The organism is Streptomyces sp. B1866 (assembly GCF_031932565.1).
Taxonomy (GTDB): Bacteria; Actinomycetota; Actinomycetes; order Streptomycetales; family Streptomycetaceae; genus Streptomyces.
Genome location: NZ_JAVSCF010000007.1, coordinates 12,072 through 38,834 on the forward strand (window position 1 = coordinate 12,072; position 26,763 = coordinate 38,834).

Genomic DNA, 26,763 nt, shown 5'->3' on the forward strand with positions numbered 1-26,763 from the left:
GTAACCGATCGTCTACTCCCCTGTATTTTGCCTCCATCATGGAAGGTCTCGTGCTCGTGGACGCCGCGAATGTGATCGGGTCGGTACCGGACGGCTGGTGGCGCGACCGGCGTGGCGCCGCCGAGCGGCTGCGCGACCGGCTCGCCGCGCTCGTCCAAGGCCACCAGGGCGGGCTGCCGCAAGGCCCCGGCGTGCCCGGGTGGGCCGCCCGGGGGCCGCTGGAGCTGGTGCTGGTGGTCGAGGGCGCCGCGCGCGGGGTGGCGTCTGTGGAGGGCGTACGGGTGGAGTCCGCGTCCGGCAGCGGTGACGATCACATCGTGGAGCTGGCGGCGGGGCGCGCGCCGGGACGGCCGTGCCTGGTGGTGACCGCCGACCGGGGGCTGCGGGCGCGGGTGGCGGCGCTGGGGGCCGGGGTGGTGGGGCCGCGGGCCGTACGGGGCCGCGCCGGTTAGAGCCGGGTCGTCGGGCTCATGCGGCTGTGGGTGCGCCCGTACAGCCCGTACACCACCAGGCCCGCCGCCATCCACGCCGCGAACCGGAGCCACGTCTGCGCGGGCAGGTTCAGCATCAGCCACAGCGACGCGGCCACCGACGCTGCGGGCAGCACCGGCACCCACGGGGCGCGGAAGGTGCGGTGCAGGTCGGGGCGGGTGCGGCGGAGGACGACCACGCCGGCGGCGACCACGACGAAGGCGAACAGCGTGCCGATGTTCACCAGCTCCGCCAGCTGGGAGACGGTGGTGAAGCCGGAGACCACCGCGGTGACCGCGCCGAGCAGGACGGTGGAGCGGTACGGAGTGGCGTAGTGCGGGTGGACCTTGGAGAAGACGCGCGGCAGCAGGCCGTCGCGGCTCATGGCGAATAGCACCCGGGTCTGGCCCAGCAGCAGGATCATGCACACCGAGGTGAGGCCGACGGCGGCGCCGAAGCTGATGAGGCCCGCGAACCCGGGGTGCCCGGTGGCCTTGAAGGCGTCGGCCAGGGGCGCGTCGACGGTCAGCTCGGTGTAGTGGCGCATGCCGGTCACCACCAGCGACACCGCGACGTACAGGGCGGTGCACACCAGCAGCGAGCCGAGGATGCCGCGCGGCACGTCGCGCTGCGGGCGGCGGGTCTCCTCGGCGGCCGTGGCCACGATGTCGAAGCCGATGAACGCGAAGAAGACGACGGCGGCCGCGGTGAAGACGCCCTGCACGCCGAAGGTCGTGGGCCGGTAGCCCGCGATGAGCTGGATCAGCGGCGCGTGCACGCCCGAGCCGGACAGCGAGCCCCGGGCCGGGGGGATGAACGGGTCGTAGTTGCCCGCCTGGACCAGGAAGGCGCCGGCGACGATGACCAGCAGCACGACGGTCACCTTGACGGCGACGACGAGCGCCGTCACGCGCGCGGACAGCTTCACGCCCAGTACCAGGATGCCGGTGAGCGCGAGCACCAGGAGGAAGGCGAGCAGGTCGAAGCCGACGCCGTCGGCGGCCTCGGGCCCGGCCAGCGCGTCGGGCAGGTGCCAGCCCGCGTTGTCCAGCAGGGAGCGTACGTAGCCGGACCAGCCGACGGCGACGACGGCCGTGCCCAGGGCGAACTCCAGCATCAGGTCCCAGCCGATGAGCCAGGCGGGCAGCTCGCCGAGCGAGGCGTACGAGAAGGTGTACGCGGAACCGGCCACCGGGACGGTGGAGGCGAACTCGGCGTAGCACAGGGCCGCCAGCGCGCAGACGACGCCCGCCGCCAGGAAGGCGAGGGCGGTGGCCGGGCCCGCCTGGTCGCGGGCGACCGTGCCGGTGAGGACGAAGATGCCGGTGCCGATGATGACGCCGACGCCGAAGACGGTGAGGTCCAGGGCGGACAGGGAGCGCTGGAGCGCGCGGTCCGGCTCCTCGGTGTCGGCGATGGACTGCTCGACCGGCTTCGTACGGAAGTAGTGGGTACGGGCGCGGGGGCGGGTGCCTCCGCCCGTGCCGCCGCGGCCGGACTGCCTCGCGCCCACCGGTACACCTCCGCGCTCGCCTGTCCGCGCCATGGTTGGCGGCGGCCCGGCCGGCGGCGGCTGACGCGCAGCCGCGCGCCCGGCGTTTCACCCGATGGGGGTGAGGGAGGGGGCGGGCACTGCGCCGGTCGGGCTATCGGCCAGAGGGGCGTGCGTATAGATGCGGGTGGGCGGGTGGGCGGGCGGCCACCGCCAAGCGCCGGGTCCGGCCGTACGGGCCGGGCCCGGCCCGTACCCGCGCGCCCGTCTCAGTCCCGTACCGGCTCCGCCGCCGCCTGAGGGTCGGCCGGGTACGGGCCCTCGGCCCGGTCGATCCCGGCGACCAGGCCGGTGACCTGCCGGGCGATGTCCGGCGCCGTCAGCCCGGCCTCCGCCAGCACCTGCGCGCGGGAGGCGTGGTCGGGGAAGCGCGGCGGCATGCCGAAGTCGCGCAGCGGCACGTCCACCTCCGCGTCGCGCAGGGCCTGGGCGACGGCGGAGCCGACGCCGCCCACCCGGCTGTTGTCCTCGACGGTGACCACCACGCGGTGCCGCGCGGCCAGCCCGGGCAGGGCGGGGTCGACGGGCTTGACCCAGCGGGGGTCCACGACCGTGGCGGAGATGCCCTGCTTGTCGAGGAGGTCGGCGATCTCCAGGCACATGGGGGCGAGGGCGCCGACGGACACCAGCAGCACGTCCGCGTCCCGGCCGTCCGACGGCCGCCGCAGCACGTCCATGCCGCCGACCCGGGCGACGGCCGGTACGGCGGGGCCCACGGCGCCCTTGGAGTAGCGCACGACGGTCGGCGCGTCGCCGACCGCGACCGCCTCGTGCAGCTGGGCGCGCAGCTGGTCGGCGTCCCGGGGGGCGGCGATCTGGAGGCCGGGCACGACCTGGAGGACCGACATGTCCCACAGGCCGTTGTGGCTGGGCCCGTCGCTGCCGGTGACCCCGGCCCGGTCGAGGACGAACGTCACGCCGCAGCGGTGCAGGGCCACGTCCATCAGGACCTGGTCGAAGGCGCGGTTGAGGAACGTGGCGTACAGCGCCACCACCGGGTGCAGGCCGCCGGTGGCCAGGCCCGCGGCGGAGACGGCGGCGTGCTGCTCGGCGATGCCCACGTCGTAGACCCGGTCGGGGAACTCCCTGGCGAACGGGCCGAGGCCCACCGGCTCCAGCATGGCCGCGGTGATGGCGACCACGTCGCGGCGCCGCCTGCCGAGCTGGACCATCTCGTCGGCGAACACCGACGTCCAGTCGGCGCCGCCGCGCGAGCGGGGCAGGCCGGTGTCCGGGTGGATGGGCGGCACGCCGTGGAAGCGGTCGGCCTCGTCCTCCAGGGCCGGGCGGTAGCCGCGGCCCTTCTCGGTGAGGCAGTGCACGATGACCGGGCCGCCGAAGCGCTTGGCGCGGCGCAGCGCGGACTCCAGTGCCTCGACGTCGTGGCCGTCGATGGGGCCGACGTACTTCAGGCCCAGGTCCTCGAACATGCCCTGCGGGGCGATGAAGTCCTTCAGGCCCTTCTTCGCGCCGTGCAGGGTCTCGTACAGCGGCTTGCCGACGACGGGGGTGCGCTCCAGCATCTCCTTGCCGCGGGCGAGGAAGCGCTCGTAGCCGTCGGTGGTGCGCAGGGTGGCCAGGTGGTCGGCGAGGCCGCCGATGGTGGGCGCGTAGGAGCGCTCGTTGTCGTTGACGACGATGACCAGGGGGCGGTCCTTGGCGGCGGCGATGTTGTTCAGCGCCTCCCAGGCCATGCCGCCGGTCAGCGCGCCGTCGCCGATGACCGCGACCACGTGCCGGTCGGTGCGGCCGAGCAGCTGGTCGGCCTTGGCCAGGCCGTCGGCCCAGCCCAGCACCGTGGAGGCGTGGCTGTTCTCGATGACGTCGTGCTCGGACTCCGCGCGGGAGGGGTAGCCGGACAGGCCGCCCTTGCCGCGCAGCTTGGAGAAGTCCTGGCGGCCGGTGAGCAGCTTGTGCACGTAGGCCTGGTGGCCGGTGTCGAACAGCACCCGGTCGCGCGGGGAGTCGAACACGCGGTGCACGGCGATGGTCAGCTCGACCACTCCGAGGTTGGGGCCCAGGTGGCCGCCCGTCCGGGACACCGCGTCGACGAGGAAGGCCCGGATCTCCCCCGCCAGCGCCACCAGCTCTCCCGGACCGAGCCGGTCCAGGTCGCGGGGTCCGGTGATACGGGTCAGCAGCTCCACCCGTGCCTCCTTGAGCTCGTGAGCGCGTCGTGCCGTGCCGGTCCGATGAGTCTAATGTTCCGCCCGTGGCGCGGGAGCGCGGCCGGTGCGAGCTGTGTCACGCGCGGGAGCGGCAGGGCCGGGCGCGCGCTCCGGTACGCGGCTGAGCGGACGGCCGTACGCACGGGCGGACGGGCGGGGACGGGCGCGGGCGGCGGCGGGGTTGTCCGCGCGGGGGGCGTAGGCCGCGCGCGCGGGTGAGCGGACGGCCGTACGCACGGGAGGGCGGGCCGTCCGGCGGGGGACGGCGGCGGAGCCGGTAATTCCGGGCGGGGGGGCGCGAGCCCGGGACGCGCCCGGGACTTCCCGGTAGTTTCGCGCCAAAGTTTCGAGGAATACATGACGGAAATAGGCTGCCACCCCCCAAGAATGTCCACCCGATTCGGACTGATCGAACCGGGTGCTTGCCGGTGCGCGGCCGGAGGGCTTCGGCCCGGCCGCGGCGCACCCGGGGCAAGCGGTGCGATAAAAGGGCTGGGGGCCAGTGGTGCGTGTACTCGTTGTCCAGCAGGACGAAGAAGTCGGTAGATCACTCGGCAGGTTTCTGCAACTCCACGGTTATCACGTCGACACGGTGCGTACCGGTGCCGAGGCCATCGGTGCGCACGCGGACGCCGATCTGGTGCTGCTCGCCCTGGAGCTGCCGGACCTGGACGGCCTGACCGTGTGCCGGGAGATACGGGGCGCCGGCCAGGTTCCCGTGATCGCCACCATCGACCGCGGCACGGAGCTGGACCGGGTCCTGGCCCTACAGGCCGGCGCCGACAGCTGCGTCAGCGGACCGTACGGCGAGTGGGAGCTGGTCGCCCGGATCGAGGCCGTGATGCGCCGGGTCAGCCCGCGGGCGGCCGAGCCCGGGCAGGTGATCTTCCGCGGGCCGCTGCACATCGACCTGGCCAGCCGCGAAGTGCGGCTGCACGGCCGGTCGGTGCTGCTGACCAGGAAGGAGTTCGAGGTGCTGCGCATGCTGGCGTCGCGTCCCGGCGCGGTGGTGTCCCGCGAGGAGATCACGGTGAAGATCTGGAACGGCAACTGCCCCCGGGGCAGCCGCACCATCGACACCCACATCAGCAGCCTGCGCGCCAAACTCGGGGCGCGCACCTGGATCCGCACCGTGCGCGGCATCGGCTTCCGCATGGGTGACGCGTGAGGGGTGACGGGTGAGGGGTGACGGGTGACCGGTGCGTCCTTTCGCGGCGGCCGGCCGCGGGCCACCGGGTCGCCCCTGCCGGGACGTATCCGTGCCTGGTACAGCCGTCGTGCCTGATACTGTCACGGTAGGGCTCGGCGGTTGAGGGGCTGGTGGAAGGCATGCTGATGGAAGACTGCGGGCAGATCAGTCTCCTCATCGCGCGGATCGCTCGGGCCCACTGGAGCGCCGCCGCCCCGCTCCTGGCCAAGCTCGGCCTCTACCCGGGGCAGGAGCTGCTGCTGATGCGCCTGTCGGACTCCGGCTGCCAGTCGCTGAGCGACCTGGCCAACGGGCTGCGGCTGGACGCCTCGACCGTCACCCGCACCGTGCAGCGCCTGGAGCGGCAGGGCCTGGTGGAGCGGATGCCCTCCCCGACCGACGGCCGCTCGGTGATCGTCTGCCTCACCGAGGCCGGCCGCGGTCTGATCGGCCCCGTCAAGGACGCGTGGGCCGAGCTGGAGGAGCAGACCACCCGGGGCATGTCGGAGCGTCAGCGCGCCGAGGTCCTGCGGCTGCTGCGCCGGATCGAGCGCAACCTCCTCTCCGTACCGCGGGGCTGACCTCCCCCGACCTACGAGACGGCCCCGCCGGGCACCCCGGCGGGGCCGTCTCAGCGTGTGGCGCACCCGGGCGCCCGTCCGCTCCTTCCCGGCCTTCCGGACCGGCTCCCGAGCTGCCGAATTTTCCTGCGCCTTACATTTCCCTTCCCTTTCCCTAACGCTCTGACGACGGATTTTCGCTAGTTCATCCAAGAGTTCCAAACGACTTGTTGACGGCTGCACGCGGGAACGGAAATGATTTCCGGAGTGCCCTTCAGAATGAATGGCCCAGCCTGCGCCTCCATTTCCGGACCGCCGTTTGGAGAGTTGAATGGACGCCGACGTCATAATCATCGGAGCCGGCCCGTCAGGACTTTTTCTCGCCGGTGAGCTGAGGACTTCCGGAATCAGGGTCATCGTGTTGGAAAAGCTTCTCCAGCCGACGGGCGAGTCCCGCGGGCTCGGGTTCACCGCCCGGACGCTGGAGACGTTCGACCAGCGCGGGCTGATGCCCCGGCTGGGCGACGTGGAGACCACCGACCTCGGCCACTTCGGCGGCCTGCCTGTGGACTTCGCCGTCCTCGGGGTCCCGAACGCCGGCGGCGCCAAGGGCATCCCCCAGGCCCGTACCGAGGAGATGCTCGGCGAGTGGGCGGCCGAGCTGGGCGCCGACATCCGGCGCGGCTGGGAGTTCACCGGACTTCAGGACGACGGCGGGGGCGTCACGGTCGAGGCGGACAGCCCCGCGGGCCCCCGCCGCCTGCGCGCCGCCTACCTGGTGGGCTGCGACGGCGGGCGCAGCGCGGTGCGCAAGGCGGCGGGCTTCGCGTTTCCCGGCACCGCCTCGACGATGGAGATGTTCCTGGGCGACGTCCGGGGCGTGGAGATCAAGACCCGGATGATCGGGGAGACCGTGCCCGGCGGCATGGTCATGGCCGGCCCGCTGGGCGACGGCGTCACCCGGATCATCGTCTGCGAGCGCGGCACCCCGCCCCGGCGCCGCACGCAGCCGCCCGCCTGGGACGAGGTCGCCGGTGCCTGGCAGCGGCTCACCGGCCAGGACATCGGCGGCGGCACCGCCCTGTGGCTCAGCGCCTTCGGCGACGCCGCCCGGCTGGCCACCGAGTACCGGCGCGGCCGGGTGCTGCTGGTGGGCGACGCCGCGCACATCCACCTCCCGGCCGGCGGCCAGGGGATGAACACCAGCATCCAGGACGCGGCCAACCTGGGCTGGAAGCTGGCGGCCACGCTCAGGGGCACCGCGCCCGAGGGCCTGCTGGACAGCTACCACGAGGAGCGGCACGAGATCGGCAAGCGGCTGCTGATGAACACCCAGGCCCAGGGCCTGCTGTTCCTCAGCGGCGAGGAGGTGCAGCCGCTGCGCGACGTGATGTCGGAACTCATCACCCACGACGAGGTCAGCCGGCACCTGGCCGGCATGGTCAGCGGGCTGTCCATCCGCTACCCCGCGGGTCCCGGCGACCACCGGCTGCTGGGCCTGCGCGCCCCGAACCTGGAACTGTCCACCGCCGGCGGCACGACCACCGTCCGGGAGCTGCTGCACCCGGCCCGCGGTGTGCTGCTCGACCTGTCCGACGACCCCGCGCTGCGCGTCCGGGCGGCCGGCTGGGCGGACCGGGTGGACGTGGTCACCGCCACCGTCACCGCCGCCAAGCGCCCCGGCGCCGAGGACGCCGACCTGTCCGGCGCCGACGCCCTGCTGATCCGCCCCGACGGCTACGTCGCCTGGGTCGGCGGACCGGCGGCCCCGGACGTGGCGGACGCCCTGAGCCGCTGGTTCGGCGCTCCCGCCGCTGCCGCCGCCGAGCCGGCCGGCGCCGTCGCGACGGCGTGACGGACCCCTTCACGATCCCAAGGAGGCAACTCGTGCACAGCACTTTGATCGTGGCCCGGATGGAGCCCGGCTGGAGCCAGAACGTGGCCGGCCTGTTCGAGAAGTTCGACGAGACGGAGATGCCCCACCTGATGGGCACCCGCCGCCGCCAGCTCTTCTCCTACCAGGGCCTGTACTTCCACCTCCAGGACTTCGACGACGAGCACGGCGGCGAGGCCATCGAGCAGGCCAAGACCCACCCGTCGTTCGTACGGATCAGCGCCGACCTCAAGCCGTTCATCGAGGCGTACGACCCGGCCACCTGGCGGTCGCCCGCCGACGCCATGGCGACCCGCTTCTACCACTGGAGCGCCCGGTGAGCCGCCGCGTGGTCATCACCGGCGTCGGGGTGCTGGCCCCCGGCGGCCTCGGGACCAAGAACTTCTGGAGCCTGCTCAGCGAGGGCCGCACCGCGACCCGCGGCATCACCTTCTTCGACCCGGCCCCGTACCGCTCCCGGGTCGCGGCGGAGGCCGACTTCGACCCGGAGGAGCACGGGCTGACCCCGCAGGAGATCCGCCGGATGGACCGCGCGGCGCAGTTCGCCGTGGTCGCGGCCCGCGAGGCGCTGGCCGACAGCGGCCTGGAGGCGGGCGAGCTCCAGGCGCCGCGCACCGGGGTGACCATCGGCAGCGCGGTCGGCGCGACCATGGGCCTGGACCAGGAGTACCGGGTGGTCAGCGACGGCGGCCGGCTGGACCTGGTGGACCACGCCTACGCCCCGCCGCACCTGTACAACTACTTCGTCCCCAGCTCCTTCGCGGCCGAAGTGGCCTGGTCGATCGGCGCGGAGGGCCCGGCGACGGTGGTGTCCACCGGCTGCACCTCGGGCCTGGACTCGGTCGGCCACGCGGTGGAGCTGATCCGCGAGGGCTCCGCCGACATCATGATCGCCGGCGCCACGGACGCGCCGATCTCCCCGATCACCCTGGCCTGCTTCGACGCCATCAAGGCCACCACCCCCCGCAACGACGACCCCGAGCACGCCTCCCGGCCGTTCGACGGCACCCGCAACGGCTTCGTCCTCGGCGAGGGCTCCGCCGTGTTCGTCCTGGAGGAACTTCAGGCCGCGCGGCGGCGGGACGCCCACATCTACGGCGAGATCGCCGGCTTCGCCTCCCGCTGCAACGCCTTCCACATGACCGGCCTGCGGCCCGACGGCCTGGAGATGGCCGAGGCCATCCGCACCGCGCTCGACGAGGCCCGGATCGACCCGTCGGACGTGGACTACATCAACGCCCACGGCTCGGGTACCAAGCAGAACGACCGGCACGAGACGGCGGCCGTCAAGCGGATCCTGGGCGAGCACGCCTACCGGACCCCGATGAGCTCCATCAAGTCGATGGTCGGGCACTCGCTCGGCGCGATCGGCTCGATCGAGATCGCCGCGTCGGTGCTGGCGATGGAGAACAACGTCGTCCCGCCGACCGCCAACCTGCACACCCCCGACCCCGAGTGCGACCTGGACTACGTGCCGCTGACCGCCCGGGAGTGGCGGACCGACACCGTCCTCAGCGTCGGTAGCGGATTCGGCGGATTCCAGAGCGCGATGGTGCTCACCCGCCCGGAAAAGGTGCCGGCATGAGCGCGCCGGTCGTCGTCACCGGGGTCGGCGTCACCGCGCCCAACGGCCTGGGCACCGGCGACTACTGGGCGGCCACCACGGCCGGCCGCAGCGGCATCGGCCGTATCACCCGGTTCGACCCGGAGCCCTACCCCGCCCGGCTGGCCGGCGAGATCCCCGGCTTCGACGCCCGCGACCACCTGCCGGGCCGGCTGCTGCCGCAGACCGACCACATGACCCGGCTCGCCCTGGTCGCCGCCGACTGGGCGCTCGCCGACGCGGGCGTCGAGCCGGACCGGTGGCGGCAGTTCGACATGGGCGTGGTCACCGCCAGCTCCGCGGGCGGCTTCGAGTTCGGCCAGAAGGAGCTCCAGGCGCTGTGGAGCCAGGGCAGCCAGTACGTCAGCGCGTACCAGTCCTTCGCCTGGTTCTACGCGGTGAACACCGGGCAGGTCTCCATCCGCAACGGCATGAAGGGCCCCAGCGGCGTCGTGGTCTCCGACCAGGCGGGCGGCCTGGACGCCCTGGCGCAGGCGCGGCGCCAGATCCGCAAGGGCAGCCGGCTGATCGTCTCCGGCGGCGTGGACGCCTCGGTCTGCCCGTGGGGCTGGGCGGCGCTGCTGACCTCCGGCCGGATGAGCACCGGCGAGGACCCGGACACCGCGTACCTGCCCTTCGACGCCGACGCCGCGGGGCACGTGGCGGGCGAGGGCGGCGCCCTGCTGATCCTGGAGGACGCCGCCTCCGCGGCGGAGCGCGGCGCCCGGGTCTACGGCGAGATCGCCGGCTACGGCTCCACGTTCGACCCCCGGCCGGGCAGCGGCCGTGAGCCCGGTCTGAAGCGGGCCATCCGGATCGCCCTGGAGGACGCCGGGATGGCTCCGGCGGACATCGGCGTGGTCTTCGCCGACGCCGCCGCCGTACCGGAGCTGGACCGGATCGAGGCCGCCGCGATCAGCGACGTCTTCGGGCCCGGGCAGGTGCCGGTCACCGCGCCCAAGACCATGACCGGGCGGCTGAACTCCGGGGCGGGCCCGCTGGACGTGGTCACCGCGCTGCTGGCCATCCGGGACGGCGTGATCCCGCCGACCACCGGCGTCCGGCCGGCGCCCGAGTACGCCCTCGACCTGGTCACCGAGCGGCCCCGGCCCGCGTCGCTGAACGCGGCCCTGGTGCTCGCCCGCGGCTACAGCGGCTTCAACTCGGCTGTCGTCGTGCGGTCCGCCGACTGAGGCCGTTCCCCAGCCATTCCCCGGCCATTCCCCGACCAGAGGAGAGAAATCCCCATGTCCGAGCAGGAATTCACTCTCGCCGATCTCACGCGCATTCTCCGGGAAGGCGCCGGCGCCGACGAGTCCGTCGACCTCGACGGAGACATCCTCGACCGCGAGTTCGAGGAGCTGGGATACGAGTCCCTGGCCCTGCTGGAGACCGGCGGCCGCATCGAACGCGAGTACGGCATCAGCCTCGACGACTCGCTGCTGTCCGAGGCGCGCACCCCGCGCATGCTCGTCGACCTGGTCAACGCCCACCTGCTGGCGCCGAGAGGCGTCTGACCCTCCCCCGCCGCCAAGCCGTTAAGCCGTTAAGCCGTTAAGGAGACAAGGACATGACGACGACGACACAAGCGGCACCGCCGGTCGCCCTGGTGACCGGGGCCACCAGCGGCATCGGACTGGCCGTGACCAGGCTGCTGGCCGGCCAGGGGTACCGGGTGTTCCTGTGCGCCCGAGGCGCCGCGCGCGTGGAGGTGACGGTCAAGGAGCTGCGGGAAGAGGGGCTGGATGTCGACGGCGCCGCCTGCGACGTCACGTCGGCCGCCGACGTCACCGCGTTCGTCCAGGCCGCCGTGGACCGGTACGGGCCGGTGGACGTACTGGTGAACAACGCCGGCCGCAGCGGCGGGGGCGTCACCGCGGAGCTCTCCGACGAGCTGTGGGACGACGTGATCGACACCAACCTCAACAGCGTCTTCCGCATGACCCGCGCGGCGCTCACCACCGGCGGCATGCGGCACAAGAAGCGCGGCCGGATCGTCAACATCGCCTCCACCGCCGGCAAGCAGGGCGTCGTGCTCGGCGCCCCGTACTCCGCCTCCAAGCACGGCGTCGTCGGCTTCACCAAGGCGCTCGGCAACGAGCTGGCGCCGACCGGCATCACCGTCAACGCCGTCTGCCCCGGCTACGTGGAGACCCCCATGGCCCAGCGGGTCCGGCAGGGCTACGCCGCCGCCTACGACACCACCGAGGACCAGATCCTGCAGAAGTTCCAGTCCAAGATCCCCCTCGGCCGCTACTCCACGCCCGAGGAGGTCGCCGGCCTGGTCGGCTACCTCGTCTCGGACACCGCCGCCTCCATCACCTCCCAGGCGCTGAACGTCTGCGGCGGCCTCGGCAACTTCTGACGCCGCGGCCGAGCCCGCGCACGCCCCGCCCCTTCCCGCGAACCCGAGGAGACACCCGCATGACCGTGCGCGAGACCGAACACGAGATCATCATCGAGGCGCCCGCGGCCGAGGTCTACCGGCTGATCGCCGAGGTGGAGAACTGGCCCCGGATCTTCCCCCCGACCGTCCACGTCGAGGTGGCCGAGCGCAGCGGCTCCGAGGAGCGCATCCGCATCTGGGCGACCGCCAACGGCGAGCCGAAGAACTGGACCTCCCGCCGCACCCTGGACCCGGCCGCCCGCCGCATCACCTTCCGCCAGGAGGTGTCCACCCCGCCGGTGGCCGCGATGGGCGGCACCTGGGTCATCGAACCGGCGCCCGGCAACGGGTCCCGGGTGCGCCTCCTGCACGACTACCGCGCCGTCGACGACGACCCGGCCGGCCTGGCGTGGATCGACCAGGCCGTCGACCGCAACTCCCGCTCGGAGCTGGCCGCGCTGAAGGCCAACGTCGAGCTGGCCACCGCGGCGGCCGACCTGCTGCTGTCCTTCGAGGACTCCGTGCACGTCGACGGCTCGGCCAAGGACGTGTACGACTTCGTCGACGAGGCCCACCTGTGGGCCGAGCGCCTGCCGCACGTCGCCACCGTACGCCTGGACGAGCACGCCCCGGGCCTCCAGACGCTGGAGATGGACACCCGCGCCAGGGACGGCTCCACGCACACCACCAAGTCCGTCCGCGTGTGCTTCCCGCACCACCGGATCGTCTACAAGCAGATCACGCTGCCCGCGCTGATGACCCTGCACACCGGCCGCTGGACCTTCGCCGAGGCCCCGGGCGGCGGCGTCACCGCCACCTCCCAGCACACCGTGGTCATCAACACCGCCAACATCACGCGCGTGCTGGGCGAGACCGCGGGCGTGAAGGAGGCGCGGGACTACGTGCAGGCGGCCCTGAGCACCAACAGCCTGGCCACCCTCGGCCACGCCAAGGCCTACGCCGAGTCCCGGGCCTGACCGTGACCGGCGAGGGGCAGGGGCCCGAGGGGCCCGAGCGCACCCAGGTCGTCGTGGTCGGCGCGGGGCCCGTGGGCCTGCTGCTCGCCGCCGAGCTGCGGCTGGGGGGCGCGGACGTCGTCGTCCTGGAGCAGCGGGCGGCGCCGATCACGGAGTCCCGCGCGACCACGGTGCACGCCCGCACCATGGAGCTGCTGGACCAGCGCGGGCTGCTGGAGCACTTCGGCACCCCGCCGAACGACCCCGTGGGCCACTTCGGCGGCATCCCGCTGCGGCTGGACGGGCTGCCCACGCCGTACCCGGGCCAGTGGAAGATCCCGCAGACCCGGATCGAGGAGGTCGTCGGCCGGTGGGCGGCGGGTCTCGGCGCCGACATCCGCCGCGGCCACCGGCTGACCGGGATCACCGCCCGGCACGACCGGGTGGAGGCCGAGGCGGTGACCGGCGACGGCCGTACGGTCCGGCTCCGGGCGGCGTACCTGGTCGGCTGCGACGGCGAGCGCAGCACCGTACGGGAGCTGGCCGGGTTCGGCTTTCCCGGACGGGACGCCGACCGGGAGATGCTGCGCGCCGACGTCGCCGGCGTCGGCATCCCCGACCGCCGCTTCCAGCGCCTCCCGGACGGCCTGGCCATCGCCTCCCGGCGGCCGGACGGGCTCACCCGGGTCATGGTGCACGAGTTCGGGCGGGCACCCGCCGGGCGGGCCGGCGAGCCGGAGTTCTCCGAAGTCGTCAAGGCCTGGTCCCGGGTCACCGGCGAAGACCTCTCCGGCGGCACCCCGGTCTGGCTCAACGCGTTCGGCAACGCGAGCCGCCAGGCGAGCCGGTACCGCCGGGGCCGGGTGCTGCTGGCCGGCGACGCCGCGCACGTGCAGATGCCGGTCGGCGGCCAGGCGCTCAACCTGGGCCTCCAGGACGCGGCCAACCTCGGCTGGAAGCTCGCCGCCCAGGTCCGCGGCCGGGCCGCCCCCGGGCTGCTCGACACCTACCACGAGGAGCGGCGGCCGGTCGGCGCCCGGGTGCTGGCGAACATCTCCGCGCAGGCGCTGCTGCTGCTCGGCGGCCACGACGTCGAGGCGCAGCGCCAGGTCACCGCCGAGCTGCTGGGCCTGCCCACCGTACGGGCCCGTCTGGCCGGCCGGATCAGCGGGCTCGACGTGCGCTACCCGGTCGGCCCGGCCCACCACCCGCTGGTCGGCGCCCGGCTGCCGCCCACCAGGCTGCTGACCCGGGACGGGCCGTCCGGCACCGCCCGGCTCCTGCGCGGCGCCCGCGGGGTCCTGCTCGACCTCGCGCCCGACGCCCCCGGCCACGCCGGGCTGCACGCCACCGCCCGGCGCTGGGCCGGCCGGGTCGACGTGGTCGCCGCCGCGGCCCCGGCCGGCGGCGACCTGGCGGGGATCAGCGCCCTGCTGGTCCGGCCGGACGGCTGGGTGGTGTGGGTCGACGACGGCCGGCTGTCGGACGCCGGCGCCGCGCTGCGCCGCTGGTTCGGCGACCGGTGACCGCCGCCGCGGCCACGCCCGCGCACCAGTCCTCCGATTCTTCAGTCCATCAGTTTTCCACCCGTCACGAGGAGATTCCGGTGAGCAAGCTTGCGAACAAGACCGCCCTGGTGACCGGCTCCAGCCGCGGCATCGGCCGGGCCACCGCCCTGCGGCTGGCCCGCGAGGGCGCGCTGGTCGCGGTGCACTACTCCAGCAACGAGGACGCGGCGCGCGACACCCTCGACGCGATCACGCGGGAGGGCGGCCGCGCCTTCCTCGTCCAGGCCGAGCTGGGCGTCCCCGGCGACGTGGACACCCTCTTCGAGGGCCTCACCGCCGGCCTGAAGGAGCACGCGGGCGAGGTGCGGCTGGACATCCTGGTCAACAACGCCGGTGCGATGGGCGGTCAGAAGCCCGAGGAGATCACCCCGGACAACTTCGACCGCGTCATGGCGGTCAACGCCAAGGCGCCGCTGTTCATCGTCCAGCGGGCGCTGCCGATCATCCCCGACGGCGGACGGATCATCAACATCGCCACCGGCCTGGTGCGCTACGCCAACCCCGACGAGATCGCCTACTCCATGAGCAAGGCGGCCGTCGACCAGATCAGCCTGCACTTCGCCCGCCACCTGGGCCCGCGGCGGATCACCGTCAACAGCGTCGCCCCCGGCATCACCAAGAACGGCAGCCCCGTCTTCGACATCCCCGAGGCCGTCGAGTTCATGTCCGGCCTCAACGCCTTCAAGGCGGTGGCCGAGCCGGAGGACGTCGGCGACGTGGTGGCCTTCCTGGCCTCCGACGACGCCCGCTGGATCACCGGCACGTTCGTGGACGCCAGCGGCGGCACGCTGCTGGGCGGCTGAGCCGGGACACCCCCGGCCGTACGGGCGGGCCGGGCCCGCGCGGCGCCGCCGAAGCGCCGCCCGGCGTCCGCCGCCCGCCCGTACACGCCGTGCGTACCGCCGTACGTACCCGGCCGGCGCGCCGTACGCGTCGGCCGTGCCCGTACGCGCCCCGGGAGGCGGCCCCGCGCGGGGCCGCCTCCCGGGCGGTCCGAACCTCACCTCAGCCGGGAAAGGAGCACCATGACCGCCAGCCAGTCCGCCGCGGCGCGCCGGGGCCTGCTGTTCGTCCTGTCGGGGAACATGCTCATCGACGCCCTGGAGGTGTCGGTGGCGATGGTGGCCCTGCCGTCCATCGCGGCCGACCTGGACCTGTCCGTCACCGGTGCGAGCTGGCTGGTCGTCGGCTTCGCCCTCGGCTTCGGCGGGCTGCTGCTCTTCGGCGGGCGGCTCGTCGCGATCCTCGGCCGGCGCCCGGTCTACCTGGCCGGGCTGGTGGCCTTCGCCGCCGCCTCCCTGGCCGCCGGGGTGGCGCCGACCGCCGGTGTGCTGATCGCCACCCGGGCCGTCAAGGGCTTCTGCGTCGCCCTGACCGCGCCGACGGGACTCGCGATCATCAGCTCCGCCTATCCGGAGGGGCCGGCCCGCGTCCGGGCCGTGTCGGTCTACTCGCTGTTCGGGGCGAGCGGATTCACCGTCGGACTGCTGCTGTCCGGGCTGCTGACGCAGGCGAGCTGGCGGTGGACCTTCGCCTTCCCGGCGCCGGTGGCCCTGCTGCTGTTCGCGTACGCGCTGCGCCTCATCCCGCGCGAGGAGCCGCGGCCGACCGGGCCGCGCCGCCGGTACGACGCGGCCGGCGCGGCGGCCCTGGCCGGCGGGCTCGCGCTGGTGCTGTACGCGATCACCGCCCGTGCCCCGCTCGCCCTGCTGCCCGGCGCCGCGCTGCTGGCCGCCTTCGCGGCCGTCGAGCGCGCGGCCGCCGACCCGCTGGTCCCGCCGGCGGTCCTGGGCCGGCCGGCCCTGCTGCGGTCCGCGCTGGGCGCCGCGGTGCTCAACGGCACGTTCTGGGGCTTCCTGCTGGTGTCCATGGTGCGGTGGCAGACGGAAGGGCGCTGGAGTCCGCTGGACAGCGGGCTCGCCCTGCTGCCCGCCAGCCTGCTGCTGGCGGCCTCCGCGCCGTTCTCCGGACGGCTCATCAGACGGTTCGGGGCTGCCCGGCTGATCGCGGCGGGCGCCGCCTGCGCGACCGTCGGATACGCCCTGTACCTGCGTCCGGGCACCGACCCGGCCTATCTCCCGCAGGTCCTGCCGACCACCGTGCTCGTCGGCCTCGGCTTCGTGTGCGCCTTCTCCGCGCTGCACGTCCAGGCCGTCACCGGTGTGCCGGCCGCCGAGCAGGGAGCGGTCAGCGGCGTGTACCAGACCGCCGTACAGGTCGGCGGCGCCCTGACGGTGGCCGCGGTCGCCGCGCTGGACGCCGTCTCGGCGCACCGGGCGATGCTGCTGGTCACCGCGGTCAGCGCGGCCGGCCTGTGCGTCGCGCTCACCGGGGTGCTGCCCGCGCCGGCCCGGGGCCGCGTGCCCGCCGCCGGCGGCGTACCGAAACCGCGGCCCGCGAGCCCGGGACGGGATCCGGCGCCCGGCGCCCCCGACCACCGGGAGCCCTGAAGGCACCCCCGCCCGCGGCCCCTGCCGCCGCGCCCTGCGGGCGCGACGACCGCACCGCGCCGACCACCGCCGCCGCGGACCACCGCCCGCGGCGGCGTACGGCCCGGCTCTCGCCGGGTGCCATGCCCGGCATCCGACCGGTGCCGCCCCCGGCACCGCACGAACCGCCGCCCCGCCGCCCCTCGGCGAGCGCCTGGAGCAGCCGCGCGCTGAGGGCCCCGGCCAGATCGGGCCCGGACCCCGCCGCCGCCACCGAACGGCGGCGCGCCCGGGGACCACCACCACGACACGGAAGGACCACCATGACCCTCCCGGCCACCGGCCTCATCCGCGTGCACCACGACGAACCGGACCACGAGGAAATGGCTGTCGGCACGCTCGACCTGCTCGCCCGGATCCTGACGGCGGGCTCCGCCGGCTCCGTCGAGGCGGCCGGCCGGCACCAGCCGGCCTCGTGGCCGCGCCCGGAGCGGGTCACCGGCTACCGGGGGCCGAGTTGGACGGCAGCGCCGTCCCGGACCGGCCAGGGCCCGTCGTAGAGCCGTGCCGGGCGGGCGGACCGCGCCGGCCGGCCGCGCACAGCGGCACGTCCGCACGGCGCGCGGGAAAGACTGTCCGAGTCGCCCGCGGCGGGCGTCGCGCCGCGGGACCGCGACCGCTAGGGCGTGTCTGGTGGATCAGGGTGGATCAGGGAGCGGCGTCCGGTGCTCCCCCAGGGAGGCACTGCGTGCGACGACGACAACGCCGCACGGGGGCACCTCCCGGCGGTAGCCGGGGGCGGGGGCACCCCCAGCGGTAGCTGGGGGAGTGCCGGGCGTCGCGAGCCCGCCCTGATCCACCAGACACGCCCTAGCCGTCCGGGCACGCGTCGGCGCCGCCTCGCGGGCGGCGGGATTCCGGCGGCGTCCGGTCGCCGCCGGCAGCCGGTCCGGGCGCCTCGTCCCGAAGGGGGGCCGTACGGACCGGGAAGGGGCCGCCGCGGGTGGGGTGAGCGCGGGGCTACGCTCACCGCCCCGTGACAGCGGCGCACAGGCCGTGCGGCGGGACCACGGGCTCCGGCAGGGGCACCGGGGTCACCTCACGGCGCTCAGGTCACGCTGTCGCGTTCCGCACCGAGGCGAGGCTGTCGCGGACGGCGGGGTAGGTGAGGTTGAACAGCGCCCAGGCGCTCTTGCCGCCGCGGTACTTGAGGGCGGCCAGCAGCACGTGCTCGGTGCCGATCCGGCTGTCACCGAGCTCCCGCATCTCGAAAGACGCCCCCTGGAGCAGAGCCGCGTTCTCCTGGCTCGGCTGGACACTCACCACCGGCGTCCCCGAAACCGGCGGCAGGGTCCGGCTGCGGTCGGCGCAGTAATCGTGGAATTTCTTGAGATCCACGCCGTTGGCGACCAGCAGGGCCGAGAACGTCGAATCGTCCTGGGCGCTGAGCACCGTCAGCAAATGGGTGGTGAATAATTCGGGACAGCGCTGGGCGACGGCGAGATCGCCCGCCGCCTGCATGGCCGCCGCCATGCGCTGAGTGAACTGCCCTTGCACGAGGGCTCCTCCTTGACTCGGTGGGAGTTGGCCTTACCGGCCCCGGCCTTGCCGTACCTGGCCCTGTCGAGCGTGGGCCTGCCGGAAGACCGGGCGATCGAACGGTCCGCCGGGCACCGCCGACGCGGCGCCCGCGCTGTCGGGCGCGGGAACCGGGCGGAGTGGGGACCGGGCTGACGGGCTGGAAGATACCGTGACCCGCGGCCCGCCGGGAGAGCGCCGGCCGACGATCACCGCCGGACGGGCCGCAGTCTACCCGCGGCCTCGCCCTCCGTCCGGGCGGACGGCCCGCCTCGCCGGCGGCGGACGGCGCCTCGTGCGGCCGGTGCCGCCGGGCCCGGCGAGGGCCTCGGCGGACGTGGCGGACGTGGCGCGCCGGTGCCGGCCGCGGCGGTCGCGGCCGGCACCGACGGGCCGGAACTCACCGCGGAGCCCGGCGGGAACGGTCTCACCCGGAGGCGTGCGTGCCGGCCATCAGCGAGGCCAGGTCCTCGGGCTGGATCATCGACGGAGGCGGCGGCGGGCCCCAGGAGAGGGCTCCCCGGCCGCCGTTGAAGACCTCGGCGTCCCACAGGTGGTCCTCGACGATGCAGTCCAGGTCCGAGTAGTACTCGGAGAAGTTGCCCGCCGGGTCGCGAAGGTACCAGAAGAAGTTGGAGCCGATGTGGTGCCTGCCCAGCCCCCACACGTGCCGCTCCGGGTGCTCCGCCAGCATCGCCATCGCGCCGCGTCCGACCTCGTCGACGTCGTCGACCTCCCAGGCGGTGTGGTGCAGGAAGTCCACCGGCGCCTGCTGGACCACGATGTTGTGGTGGTCGGTGGAGCACCGCATGAACGTCAGCTTGTCCTCGATGTAGTCACTGGCCTTGAAGCCGAGTCCCTCGATGAAGAAGCGCTGGGTGGCGGTCACGTCCCGGGAGCCCAGGTGCAGGTGGCCGAGCTTGCGCGGCCGCACCGGCCCCTCCCGGTCCATCACCGGCGCGCGCTTGTCCACCCGTTCGACGGTGCCACGGTGGTTGTACCCGATGGGGTCCAGGACCGACTTCTCCTCGCGCGGGGCGACCGAGACCGTGACCTCCATGCCGGAGACGGGCTCCCGGGCGGTCAGCACGTCGCCGTCGAGCCGGGACTCCAGGGACAGCGCCGCCAGTCTGGACGAGATCCGTCTCAGGTCGTCCGGGTCGTCCGCTCCCAGTTCCAGACCCAGCAGGCGGCGCCGGTCCGCGTGTTTGAGGACCAGCTGCCGGCCGCCTTCGAGCGTCGACAGACCGCCGTCGGTGTCCTCGCCCAGACCCCATTCCCGGTAATAGGCCCGCACCGCGGCGAGGTCCGGCACCCCCATCGTGATGCCCGTCAGCCTGTGCAGTGGCATGGCGCTCCTCCCGAACATGACCCGGTACGCTTGGCTTACCGCTCACAGCGGCAAAATCAAGGGTTGAATGTATTTGCCCTGCCAATGCCTCCGCCACGTTCTGCGCGGCCACGCCGGCGAACCGATGGCGATCGGCTGGGCGCTGCGTCTGCCGCGTACGGCAGTGAGCTTTCCCACTCGACGGGGAATAGCTTTGACAATACTGTCCGCCGAGTCCGCTGACAATATCCCGGCACTCTTCCCGGACCGTCCGGGAAGTGGCGTACTACAAATCCGTGTCAAATTTTTCACACCCTTTTCCCGCGGCTCGGCAGAGTGAATAAGAGCCATGGGTCGTTCCGCGCCCCGGTGTGCTCTCCGGCTTCGCCTCCCCGCGGGAGGGCCGTGCGGACGGGCGCGGCGGCACGCGGGAGCGGCGCGGCGGCACTCGGGCGTACGAGGCCGACGGCTCCGGGCACGGCGGTCGGGCGTCGTACCGGCCGCCTACGCGTCGGGGCGGCGCGGGGACGGGAACGCGCGGGCCCTCCCCGGACCCGCGCACGTCGCGAACACGCGCGTCACGGCGCCGGGGAGGGCCCGCGCGGTCGGGCCGCCCGGTGAGGTCGTGCGGTGAGGTCGTGCGGGTGGGCGGCCCGGACGGCCGCGCGGCGGCGGGTCCGGGCGCCGGGCGGGCCGCCGGGTCGGCTACCGGGTGGTCTCCGCGCGCGGGGACGACGTCAGATTGGCCTCGACGCGGCGCAGCAGGCGCAGCGCGGAGTCGCGCTGGCGGTCCGACATCTCGCCCGTGGTCGCGGCCTCCAGCTGCCGCCAGAACTCCTCCACCCGGGTGCGCAGCGCGTCGCCCTCCGGGGTCAGGGACACGATCACGGCACGCCGGTCGGTCGGCGAGGGCGTGCGGGTGACCAGGGCGGAGCGCTGAAGGCACTGGACGGTGCGCGTCACGGTGGACGGGTCGAGGCCGAGGGCGACGGTGAGCTCGGTCTGGGTCTGGTGGTCGCGCTCCCACAGGCGCATCAGCAGCAGTTCCTGACCCGGGTACAGCCCCAGGTCGTGCAGCAGGGTCGCCGCGACGCCCGCGTGCAGACGCCCCACCCGCCCCACCGTCCGGCTGACGTCCTCGGTCTCCTCCACGACGACCTCACCACCCATCCGGTTGGCATGCCAACTATCCCAACGAGTCTACCAGCGGGCGGCCTTCGGGGCACCCCGCTAGACACTTGGTCCGCCAACTAATACGCTTGGCACGCCAAGTAAGTTGGCCGACTCACGCGAAAGGGACTCGGTGTGAACGCAACTGCCCCGGCCACCGCGGGCCGACGGGAGTGGATCGGGCTGGCGGTCCTCTGTCTCCCGGCGCTGCTGGTCACGATGGACCTCACCCTGCTGTTCATGGCGGTGCCGCAGCTGGTGTCCGACCTGCATCCGAGCAGCTCTCAGCTGCTGTGGATCACGGACATCTACGGGTTCATGATCGCCGGCTTCCTCATCACCATGGGATCGCTCGGCGAACGCATCGGCCGGCGCCGCCTGCTGATGATCGGTGCGACCGTCTTCGGCGCCGCCTCCGTCCTGACGGCGTTCTCCGACAACGCGGAGATGCTGATCGCCTCCCGCGCGCTGCTGGGCGTCTCGGCGGCGACGCTCGCCCCCTCGACGCTGTCGCTGCTGCGCAGCATGTTCCACGACCCCGCGCAGAGCAAGACCGCGATCAGCATCTGGACCACGTCCTTCATGATCGGCGGTGTCGTCGGGCCCATCATCGGCGGCGTGATGCTCGACCACTGGTGGTGGGGCTCCCCGTTCCTGCTCGCCGTGCCCGTGATGGTGCTCCTGCTGGTCACCGCCCCGATCCTGCTCCCCGAGTACCGCGCTCCCGGCGGCGGCCCGCTGGACCTGCCGAGCGTGGTGCTGTCGCTGGCCTCGATCCTGTCCGTGGTGTGGGGCATCAAGGAGGCCGCCCGGGAGGGCATGGAGACCGCGCCGGCCGTCGCCATCGTGCTGGGCCTCGCGGTGGGCGTGCTCTTCGTGCTGCGGCAGCGCCGCCTGGAGACGCCGCTGATGGACATCGGGCTCTTCGCCGGGCGGCGGTTCAGCGTGTCGCTCACGAGCCTGCTGTTCACCACCGGCATCCTGATGGGCGTTCAGTACCTCATCGCGACCTACATGCAGTCCGTCCTCGGTATGTCCCCGGCCAAGGCGGGCCTGTGGCAGCTGCCGGTCATCATCCCCGGCATGGTCGCGGCCATGGTGGGCTCCACCATCGTCACCAAGGTCGGGCCCGCCAAGGTCATCACCACCGGCCTGGTGATCGGAGCGGTCGGCTTCGGCCTGCTCACCCAGGTCGACGGCGACTCGGGCACGGCCCTGGTCGTCACCGCCTCCGCGATCATGTTCATCGGCCTGGCACCGGTCATGGCGCTCGGTATCGGGACCATCGTCTCCACCGCCCCGGTCGAGCGGGCCGGTGCCGCCTCGGGCCTGGCCTCCACGACCAACGAACTCGGCGGGGCCCTCGGCATCGCCGTCGTCGGCAGCATCGCCACCGCCGCCTACCGCGGCCGCGTCGGCGACCTGATGCCCGCGGAGGTGCCCGCCAAGGCCGCCGAGCACGCGCGCGTCAACCTCGGCGGCGCCGAGGGCGAGGCCGCGAAGCTGCCCGGCACGGCCGGCAGCCGGCTGATCGACGCCGCGCAGAGCGCCTTCGCGCACGGCATGGCGGTCAGCGCCGTGGTCGGTGTCTGCCTGCTGCTGGCGATGGCGGGACTGGTGGCCTACGTCCTGCGGGGGCTGGCTCCCGCCCCCGTCGGCGAGGGCGAGGGCGAGAGCCCCGCGCCCGCGCCCAAGGACGTCCCCGCCGGCCTCTCGGAAGCCTGAGGCGGGCCCAAGCCCCCGTACGCCGCAGGGAGGCGTGCGGGAACCCAGCCGGGTGGTGTCCGCGGCCCGTTCCCCCGGCGGCCGCCGCGGACACCACCCTCGCGCCGTACAACCGGAGGAACCCATGCCCCGCATCGCAGTCGAAGACAACCGCTATGTGCTGGTGAACATCTTCCACACCACCCCGGCCAACCAGCAGCGCCTGATCGACCTGTGGCAGGGCCGGGGTCCGGCCTCCGGCATCGCCCCCGGCCTGGTCTCGCTCAACGCGCACGTCGGCCTCGACGGCACGTCGGTCGTCGCCTACAACCAGTGGCGCGCCAAGGCCGACTGGGCGGCCATCCTCAGCGACCCCAGACGCCAGGACCGCTTCGACGAGGTCCTGGCCTTCTCCACCTTCGAGAGCATCCACTGCGAGGTGGTCGCCGCCGAGCGCAACGAAGCCCTCAGCGGGCCGGCGACCGAGATCCGCCAGGACGGCCGCCACGTGGTCCTGGAGGTGGCCCGGGTCGCCCCGGACCGCCAGCAGGAGCTGCTGGAGCTGGTGACCAAGCCGAACGAAGCGCTCGCCGCCACCCCCGGGTACGTCTCGCACAGCATCCACCGCGCCTTCGACGGCACGGCCGTCGTCAACTACTCCCAGTGGGAGAGCCAGGCGGCCTACCAGGCGTTCCAGGCCGACCAGGTGGAGCGCGGCACCCAGCCCGACGCCGGGGCCGTCGGCGCGGTCGAGCGCTTCGAGCTGCGGGTGGTGTACGTCTCCGAGGCGGCCGGGCAGTAGCGGCGGCCGGACGTACGGCCTCGCGCCCGGTGACCCGACCCGGCGGCGAGGACACAGACGCGGCCGGCCTCCGGCGGGGCTGCCGGAGGGCGGCCGCACCCTCACGTGTGAAACCAGGCCCTGGAAACCCGGACCGCGGACGCGGTCCGCGGATCAGCCGACGGACAGCACCACGCCGCCGGATCCCGGCCCGGCCGCACCCCGGCCGCTCCCGTCGGCGCCGGTCCCCATACGGAAGCCGACACCCCGCACGGTCACGATCCAGTCCCGCCCGCCCAGCTTCCTGCGCAGGCTGTTGACATGCGTGTCCAGCGTGCGGCTGCCGGTCGCCCGGCTGGCCGTGTTCCACACCGCGGTCATCAGCTGGTGCCGCGAGATCACCGTCCGCGGCTGCGACGCCAGGACGTGCAGCAGGTCGAACTCCTTGCGGGTGACGTCGACCGGGCGGCCGTCGACCAGGACCCCGCGGGTCCAGACGTCGATCCGCAGCCTGCCGAGCACGATGTCGTCGGCGCTGCGCCGGGGCGCGACGCACACCCGGCTGCGGCGGGTGACGGCCTCCATACGGGCCACCAGCTCCCGGAAACCGACCGGTGTGACCAGGTAGTCGTCGGAACCGGCGCGCAGACCGCGCACCAGGTCGAGTTCGCTGCCGCGGCTGGCAAGGATCATGATCGGTACATCGGACTGCGCGCGGATCAGGCGGCACACCTCGATCCCGTCGACGTCGGGGAGATCCGTGTCGAGCAGGACGAGATCGGCTCTGTGATGTCTTCGCAGCGCCGCCTTGCCCGTGCGGATCACCTCGACCGTATGCCCGTGCCGCCCGAAACCTTCCAGAGGAATCACCGGTGCGGCGCCGCCGCCGTCTACCACGAGTACATTCAACGTGCCACTCCAGTCGTGCCGCGCGGACCGGCTCCGAGCCGACGCCCGCGAGATCGGTGCGACTATCCCCCCGAGAGGAAGAAATAACCGCCAGGAATAATCTGCGCCCGCTCCGCCCTGAATCGACTCAGGGCGGATAAATCCATTCCTCGCGCACCGGGGCACCGCCGCGCGGCTGCACCACGACGGCCTCCGGGATCTCGGCGACAACCATACAAGGCAGGAAATTGACTGGCCAATTAATATAATTGGCATGCCAAGTACAGGTCCGGACAACCGCCGCGGAGAACGCCGGGGGCCGCCCGCTCTCACCGGGGGCGATCGCCAGGGCACCGCCGGGTGCCACCGGCACCGCACGGCCCGGAGGTTTCTTTGCGAGTGCCACGCCGACGCGGCCCCGGCGGCCTCCGGCGCCCGTTCACGGGCGGGCCGGGCCGCCGCGGGCGTCAGCGGCGGCCGGCCGAGCGCTGGGTCCTGCGGGTGACCGAGTCGAGGACGACCGCCGCGAGCAGCACCCCGCCCGTGATCATGTACTTGACGGACTGCGCGATGCCCAGCAGCGACATGCCCGACGCGATAGAGCCGATGACGAGCATGCCCAGCAGCGCCGACCACACCGAGCCGCGGCCGCCGAAGAGGCTGGTGCCGCCGATGACGGCGGCGGCGATCGCCTCCATGAGGAGGTTGCCGGTGCCCGCGGTCTGGCTGGCGGCGGCGACCCGGGAGGCGATGACCACGCCGCCGCACCCGGCCAGCAGGCCGGAGAGGGCGAACACCGAGACCCGGACGGCGGCGACGTTGACGCCCGCGCGGCGGGCGGCCTCCGCGCTGCCGCCGAGGGCGAGCACCCTGCGCCCGTAGGCCGTGCGGCGCAGCACGAAGTCGAGGACGACCAGGACGGCGAGGAGGACGAGCAGGGCCAGCGGCAGGCCCTTGTACTCGTTCAGCTTCCAGGCGGCGGTGAAGGCGAGAGCGGCGAGCACGGCGGTGCGCACCAGGATCTCCGGCAGCGGCCGGAAGGGCACGCCGGCCGCCTGGCGGCGCCGGGCGTCCAGCAGCTGGGCGGCCAGGAACCCGGCCACGGCCACGCCGGCCACGCCGTAGGCCGCCGCGACGTGGACGAAGTAGCGGCTGGTGAGGGTGACGACGAAGCCGTGCTCGTCCAGGCCGATGGTGCCGGTGGTGCCGAGCACCTGGAGCATCAGCCCGTTCCAGGCGAGCAGCCCGGCGAGGGTGACGACGAACGCGGGCACGCCCACGTAGGCGAAGAAGAAGCCGTGGGCCGCGCCCAGCGCGGCGCACACGGCCAGGGCGACCAGGACGGCGAGTTCCTCGGGCATGCCCTGGCGGACGTTCAGCACCGCGACGACGGCCGCGGCCAGGCCGCTGAGCGAGCCCACGGAGAGGTCGATCTCGCCGAGGACGAGCACGAAGACGACGCCCGCGGCGATCAGGCCGGTGCCGACGACGTAGACCGACAGGTCGGAGAGGTTCTTCGGGGACAGGAACGCCGAATCCCGCCACTGGAAGACCGCCCAGATGACGGCGATGCCGACGACCACCGGCAGGGAGCCCAGCTCGCCGCCGCGCAGCCTGCGGACGAACTCCTCCAGGTAGCCGCGCGGGCCGCGGCGGTGCGGCAGCAGCCGGGGGTCGGCGGGGGTGAGGGCGCCCTCGGCGGGTTCCGGGGTGGTGTCGGTGGTCACTTCTCGGCCTCCGTACGGGCCTGACGGCGGGTCACGGCGTTGTCGGTGGCGCCGGTGATGGCGGCGACGATCTCTTCCTGGGTGGTGGTGCGCACGTCGAAGGTGCCGTTGTTGCGGCCGAGGCGCAGCACCGCGACCCGGTCGGCGACGGCCTTGACGTCGGCCATGTTGTGGCTGACGAGGACGACGGCGAGGCCGCGGTCGCGCAGCCGCTCCACCAGGTCGAGGACCTGCGCGGTCTGCTCGACGCCGAGGGCGGCGGTGGGCTCGTCCAGGATCACCAGCTTCGGCTCGCCGAGCAGGGAGCGGGCGATGGCGACGGTCTGCCGCTGGCCGCCGGAGAGGGCGGCGACGGGCAGGCGCACGCTGGGGATGCGGATGGCGAGGGAGTCCAGCAGGGTACGCGCGCGGCGCTCCATCGCGACCTCGTCCAGCACGCCGGCGCGCCGGATCTCGCGGCCGAGGAAGAGGTTGCCGACGACGTCCAGGTTGTCGCACAGGGCGAGGTCCTGGTAGACGGTCGCGATGCCGAGGGCCTGGGCGTCGTGCGGGCGGCCGACCTGCACGGGGCGGCCGTACCACTCCAGGACGCCGTCGTCGGCGGGTCCGGCGCCGGCGATCGCCTTCACGAGCGTGGACTTGCCGGCGCCGTTGTCGCCGACCAGGGCGACGACCTCGCCGGCGTGGACTTCCAGGTGCACGCCGGCGAGCGCCTGGACGGCGCCGAACCGCTTGGAGACCGCGCGCAGCGCCAGGACGGGCGCGTCGTCCACGGTGGTTGCCACGGTGGTTTCTCCGTTCGTCGGGGG

At 73.7% G+C, this 26,763-nt stretch carries 24 protein-coding genes; 16 read left to right on the forward strand and 8 right to left on the reverse strand.

Annotated features, from left to right (window positions below):
- Positions 1–38 precede the first annotated feature (38 nt).
- On the forward strand, positions 39–452 hold the full coding sequence (locus RKE29_RS02350; protein WP_312003296.1) for an NTP pyrophosphohydrolase: 414 nt from the start codon (positions 39–41) through the stop codon (positions 450–452).
- On the opposite strand, the gene RKE29_RS02355 is transcribed toward RKE29_RS02350, so the two are convergent.
- Both RKE29_RS02355 and dxs read right to left on the reverse strand, forming a co-directional pair.
- Positions 449–1,888 (reverse strand): amino acid permease, encoded by a 1,440-nt coding sequence (locus RKE29_RS02355; RefSeq protein ID WP_312003342.1) that lies wholly within the window; start codon positions 1,886–1,888, stop codon positions 449–451. The genes RKE29_RS02350 and RKE29_RS02355 overlap by 4 nt on opposite strands.
- A gap of 344 nt (positions 1,889–2,232) precedes the next feature.
- On the reverse strand, positions 2,233–4,170 hold the full coding sequence (dxs, locus tag RKE29_RS02360) for a 1-deoxy-D-xylulose-5-phosphate synthase (protein WP_312003297.1): 1,938 nt from the start codon (positions 4,168–4,170) through the stop codon (positions 2,233–2,235).
- A 526-nt stretch (positions 4,171–4,696) separates the two neighbouring features.
- Here dxs and RKE29_RS02365 point away from each other — a divergent pair.
- The 13 genes from RKE29_RS02365 (at position 4,697) to RKE29_RS02425 (ending at position 17,336) form a co-directional block, all read left to right on the forward strand.
- Positions 4,697–5,359, forward strand: coding sequence for a response regulator transcription factor (locus tag RKE29_RS02365; protein WP_312003298.1), 663 nt, complete (start codon positions 4,697–4,699; stop codon positions 5,357–5,359).
- 161 nt (positions 5,360–5,520) lie between these two features.
- Positions 5,521–5,961, forward strand: coding sequence for a MarR family transcriptional regulator (locus RKE29_RS02370; protein WP_312003300.1), 441 nt, complete (start codon positions 5,521–5,523; stop codon positions 5,959–5,961).
- Positions 5,962–6,271: 310 nt separating this feature from the next.
- Positions 6,272–7,795: an FAD-dependent monooxygenase gene (locus RKE29_RS02375; RefSeq protein WP_312003301.1), complete on the forward strand. Its 1,524-nt coding sequence runs from the start codon at positions 6,272–6,274 to the stop codon at positions 7,793–7,795.
- Between the two features lie 32 nt (positions 7,796–7,827).
- Positions 7,828–8,154 carry a TcmI family type II polyketide cyclase gene (locus RKE29_RS02380; protein ID WP_312003302.1) on the forward strand — a complete coding sequence of 109 codons (327 nt, stop codon included), beginning with the start codon at positions 7,828–7,830 and terminating at the stop codon, positions 8,152–8,154.
- Positions 8,151–9,419: a beta-ketoacyl-[acyl-carrier-protein] synthase family protein gene (locus tag RKE29_RS02385; protein ID WP_312003303.1), complete on the forward strand. Its 1,269-nt coding sequence runs from the start codon at positions 8,151–8,153 to the stop codon at positions 9,417–9,419. The genes RKE29_RS02380 and RKE29_RS02385 overlap by 4 nt, the downstream gene beginning before the upstream one ends.
- On the forward strand, positions 9,416–10,630 hold the full coding sequence (locus tag RKE29_RS02390; protein ID WP_312003304.1) for a ketosynthase chain-length factor: 1,215 nt from the start codon (positions 9,416–9,418) through the stop codon (positions 10,628–10,630). The genes RKE29_RS02385 and RKE29_RS02390 overlap by 4 nt, the downstream gene beginning before the upstream one ends.
- 54 nt (positions 10,631–10,684) lie before the next feature.
- Entirely contained in the window at positions 10,685–10,954 is a 270-nt protein-coding gene (locus RKE29_RS02395; RefSeq protein ID WP_312003305.1) for an acyl carrier protein, read from the forward strand.
- A gap of 53 nt (positions 10,955–11,007) precedes the next feature.
- The gene (gene fabG / locus RKE29_RS02400) at positions 11,008–11,802 is read left to right on the forward strand and encodes a 3-oxoacyl-ACP reductase FabG (protein WP_312003306.1); all 795 of its coding nucleotides are present in this window, start codon (positions 11,008–11,010) and stop codon (positions 11,800–11,802) included.
- 59 nt (positions 11,803–11,861) lie between these two features.
- Positions 11,862–12,800: an aromatase/cyclase gene (locus RKE29_RS02405; protein WP_312003307.1), complete on the forward strand. Its 939-nt coding sequence runs from the start codon at positions 11,862–11,864 to the stop codon at positions 12,798–12,800.
- Between the two features lie 2 nt (positions 12,801–12,802).
- On the forward strand, positions 12,803–14,305 hold the full coding sequence (locus RKE29_RS02410) for an FAD-dependent monooxygenase (protein ID WP_312003308.1): 1,503 nt from the start codon (positions 12,803–12,805) through the stop codon (positions 14,303–14,305).
- 80 nt (positions 14,306–14,385) lie between these two features.
- Positions 14,386–15,150: an SDR family oxidoreductase gene (locus tag RKE29_RS02415; protein WP_312003309.1), complete on the forward strand. Its 765-nt coding sequence runs from the start codon at positions 14,386–14,388 to the stop codon at positions 15,148–15,150.
- 222 nt (positions 15,151–15,372) lie between these two features.
- Complete coding sequence (locus RKE29_RS02420) at positions 15,373–16,797, forward strand: MFS transporter (protein WP_312003310.1); 1,425 nt, start codon at positions 15,373–15,375, stop codon at positions 16,795–16,797.
- A gap of 302 nt (positions 16,798–17,099) precedes the next feature.
- On the forward strand, positions 17,100–17,336 hold the full coding sequence (locus RKE29_RS02425) for an acyl-CoA carboxylase subunit epsilon (RefSeq protein ID WP_312003311.1): 237 nt from the start codon (positions 17,100–17,102) through the stop codon (positions 17,334–17,336).
- A gap of 553 nt (positions 17,337–17,889) precedes the next feature.
- On the opposite strand, the gene RKE29_RS02430 is transcribed toward RKE29_RS02425, so the two are convergent.
- The 3 genes from RKE29_RS02430 to RKE29_RS02440 form a co-directional block, all read right to left on the reverse strand.
- Positions 17,890–18,333, reverse strand: coding sequence for a Clp protease N-terminal domain-containing protein (locus RKE29_RS02430; protein WP_312003312.1), 444 nt, complete (start codon positions 18,331–18,333; stop codon positions 17,890–17,892).
- Between the two features lie 448 nt (positions 18,334–18,781).
- The gene (locus RKE29_RS02435) at positions 18,782–19,705 is read right to left on the reverse strand and encodes a VOC family protein (protein ID WP_312003313.1); all 924 of its coding nucleotides are present in this window, start codon (positions 19,703–19,705) and stop codon (positions 18,782–18,784) included.
- A gap of 684 nt (positions 19,706–20,389) precedes the next feature.
- A complete protein-coding gene (locus RKE29_RS02440; protein ID WP_312003314.1) occupies positions 20,390–20,854 on the reverse strand; it encodes a MarR family winged helix-turn-helix transcriptional regulator in 465 nt (154 codons plus the stop codon).
- 135 nt (positions 20,855–20,989) lie between these two features.
- Between RKE29_RS02440 and RKE29_RS02445 the strand changes: the two genes are divergently transcribed.
- Both RKE29_RS02445 and RKE29_RS02450 read left to right on the forward strand, forming a co-directional pair.
- Positions 20,990–22,579 (forward strand): MFS transporter, encoded by a 1,590-nt coding sequence (locus RKE29_RS02445; RefSeq protein WP_312003315.1) that lies wholly within the window; start codon positions 20,990–20,992, stop codon positions 22,577–22,579.
- A gap of 124 nt (positions 22,580–22,703) precedes the next feature.
- Positions 22,704–23,360: an antibiotic biosynthesis monooxygenase family protein gene (locus tag RKE29_RS02450; RefSeq protein WP_312003316.1), complete on the forward strand. Its 657-nt coding sequence runs from the start codon at positions 22,704–22,706 to the stop codon at positions 23,358–23,360.
- A gap of 153 nt (positions 23,361–23,513) precedes the next feature.
- Here RKE29_RS02450 and RKE29_RS02455 read toward each other — a convergent pair whose 3' ends face one another.
- The 3 genes from RKE29_RS02455 to RKE29_RS02465 form a co-directional block, all read right to left on the reverse strand.
- Positions 23,514–24,236 carry a response regulator transcription factor gene (locus RKE29_RS02455; protein WP_312003343.1) on the reverse strand — a complete coding sequence of 241 codons (723 nt, stop codon included), beginning with the start codon at positions 24,234–24,236 and terminating at the stop codon, positions 23,514–23,516.
- A 458-nt stretch (positions 24,237–24,694) separates the two neighbouring features.
- The gene (locus RKE29_RS02460) at positions 24,695–25,954 is read right to left on the reverse strand and encodes a sugar ABC transporter permease (protein WP_312003317.1); all 1,260 of its coding nucleotides are present in this window, start codon (positions 25,952–25,954) and stop codon (positions 24,695–24,697) included.
- Entirely contained in the window at positions 25,951–26,727 is a 777-nt protein-coding gene (locus tag RKE29_RS02465; RefSeq protein ID WP_312003344.1) for an ATP-binding cassette domain-containing protein, read from the reverse strand. The genes RKE29_RS02460 and RKE29_RS02465 overlap by 4 nt, the downstream gene beginning before the upstream one ends.
- Between the last annotated feature and the right edge of the window lie 36 nt (positions 26,728–26,763).

What these genes read in the sequence shown, in the direction of transcription:
- RKE29_RS02350 (WP_312003296.1), top strand. Translation starts at nt 39, where the DNA reads ATGGAAGGTCTCGTGCTCGTGGACGCCGCGAATGTGATCGGGTCGGTA.
- RKE29_RS02370 (WP_312003300.1), top strand. Translation starts at nt 5,521, where the DNA reads ATGCTGATGGAAGACTGCGGGCAGATCAGTCTCCTCATCGCGCGGATC.
- RKE29_RS02375 (WP_312003301.1), top strand. Translation starts at nt 6,272, where the DNA reads ATGGACGCCGACGTCATAATCATCGGAGCCGGCCCGTCAGGACTTTTT.
- RKE29_RS02390 (WP_312003304.1), top strand. Translation starts at nt 9,416, where the DNA reads ATGAGCGCGCCGGTCGTCGTCACCGGGGTCGGCGTCACCGCGCCCAAC.
- RKE29_RS02395 (WP_312003305.1), top strand. Translation starts at nt 10,685, where the DNA reads ATGTCCGAGCAGGAATTCACTCTCGCCGATCTCACGCGCATTCTCCGG.
- fabG (WP_312003306.1), top strand. Translation starts at nt 11,008, where the DNA reads ATGACGACGACGACACAAGCGGCACCGCCGGTCGCCCTGGTGACCGGG.
- RKE29_RS02405 (WP_312003307.1), top strand. Translation starts at nt 11,862, where the DNA reads ATGACCGTGCGCGAGACCGAACACGAGATCATCATCGAGGCGCCCGCG.
- RKE29_RS02420 (WP_312003310.1), top strand. Translation starts at nt 15,373, where the DNA reads ATGACCGCCAGCCAGTCCGCCGCGGCGCGCCGGGGCCTGCTGTTCGTC.
- RKE29_RS02425 (WP_312003311.1), top strand. Translation starts at nt 17,100, where the DNA reads ATGACCCTCCCGGCCACCGGCCTCATCCGCGTGCACCACGACGAACCG.
- RKE29_RS02435 (WP_312003313.1), bottom strand. Translation starts at nt 19,705, where the DNA reads ATGCCACTGCACAGGCTGACGGGCATCACGATGGGGGTGCCGGACCTC.
- RKE29_RS02440 (WP_312003314.1), bottom strand. Translation starts at nt 20,854, where the DNA reads ATGGGTGGTGAGGTCGTCGTGGAGGAGACCGAGGACGTCAGCCGGACG.
- RKE29_RS02450 (WP_312003316.1), top strand. Translation starts at nt 22,704, where the DNA reads ATGCCCCGCATCGCAGTCGAAGACAACCGCTATGTGCTGGTGAACATC.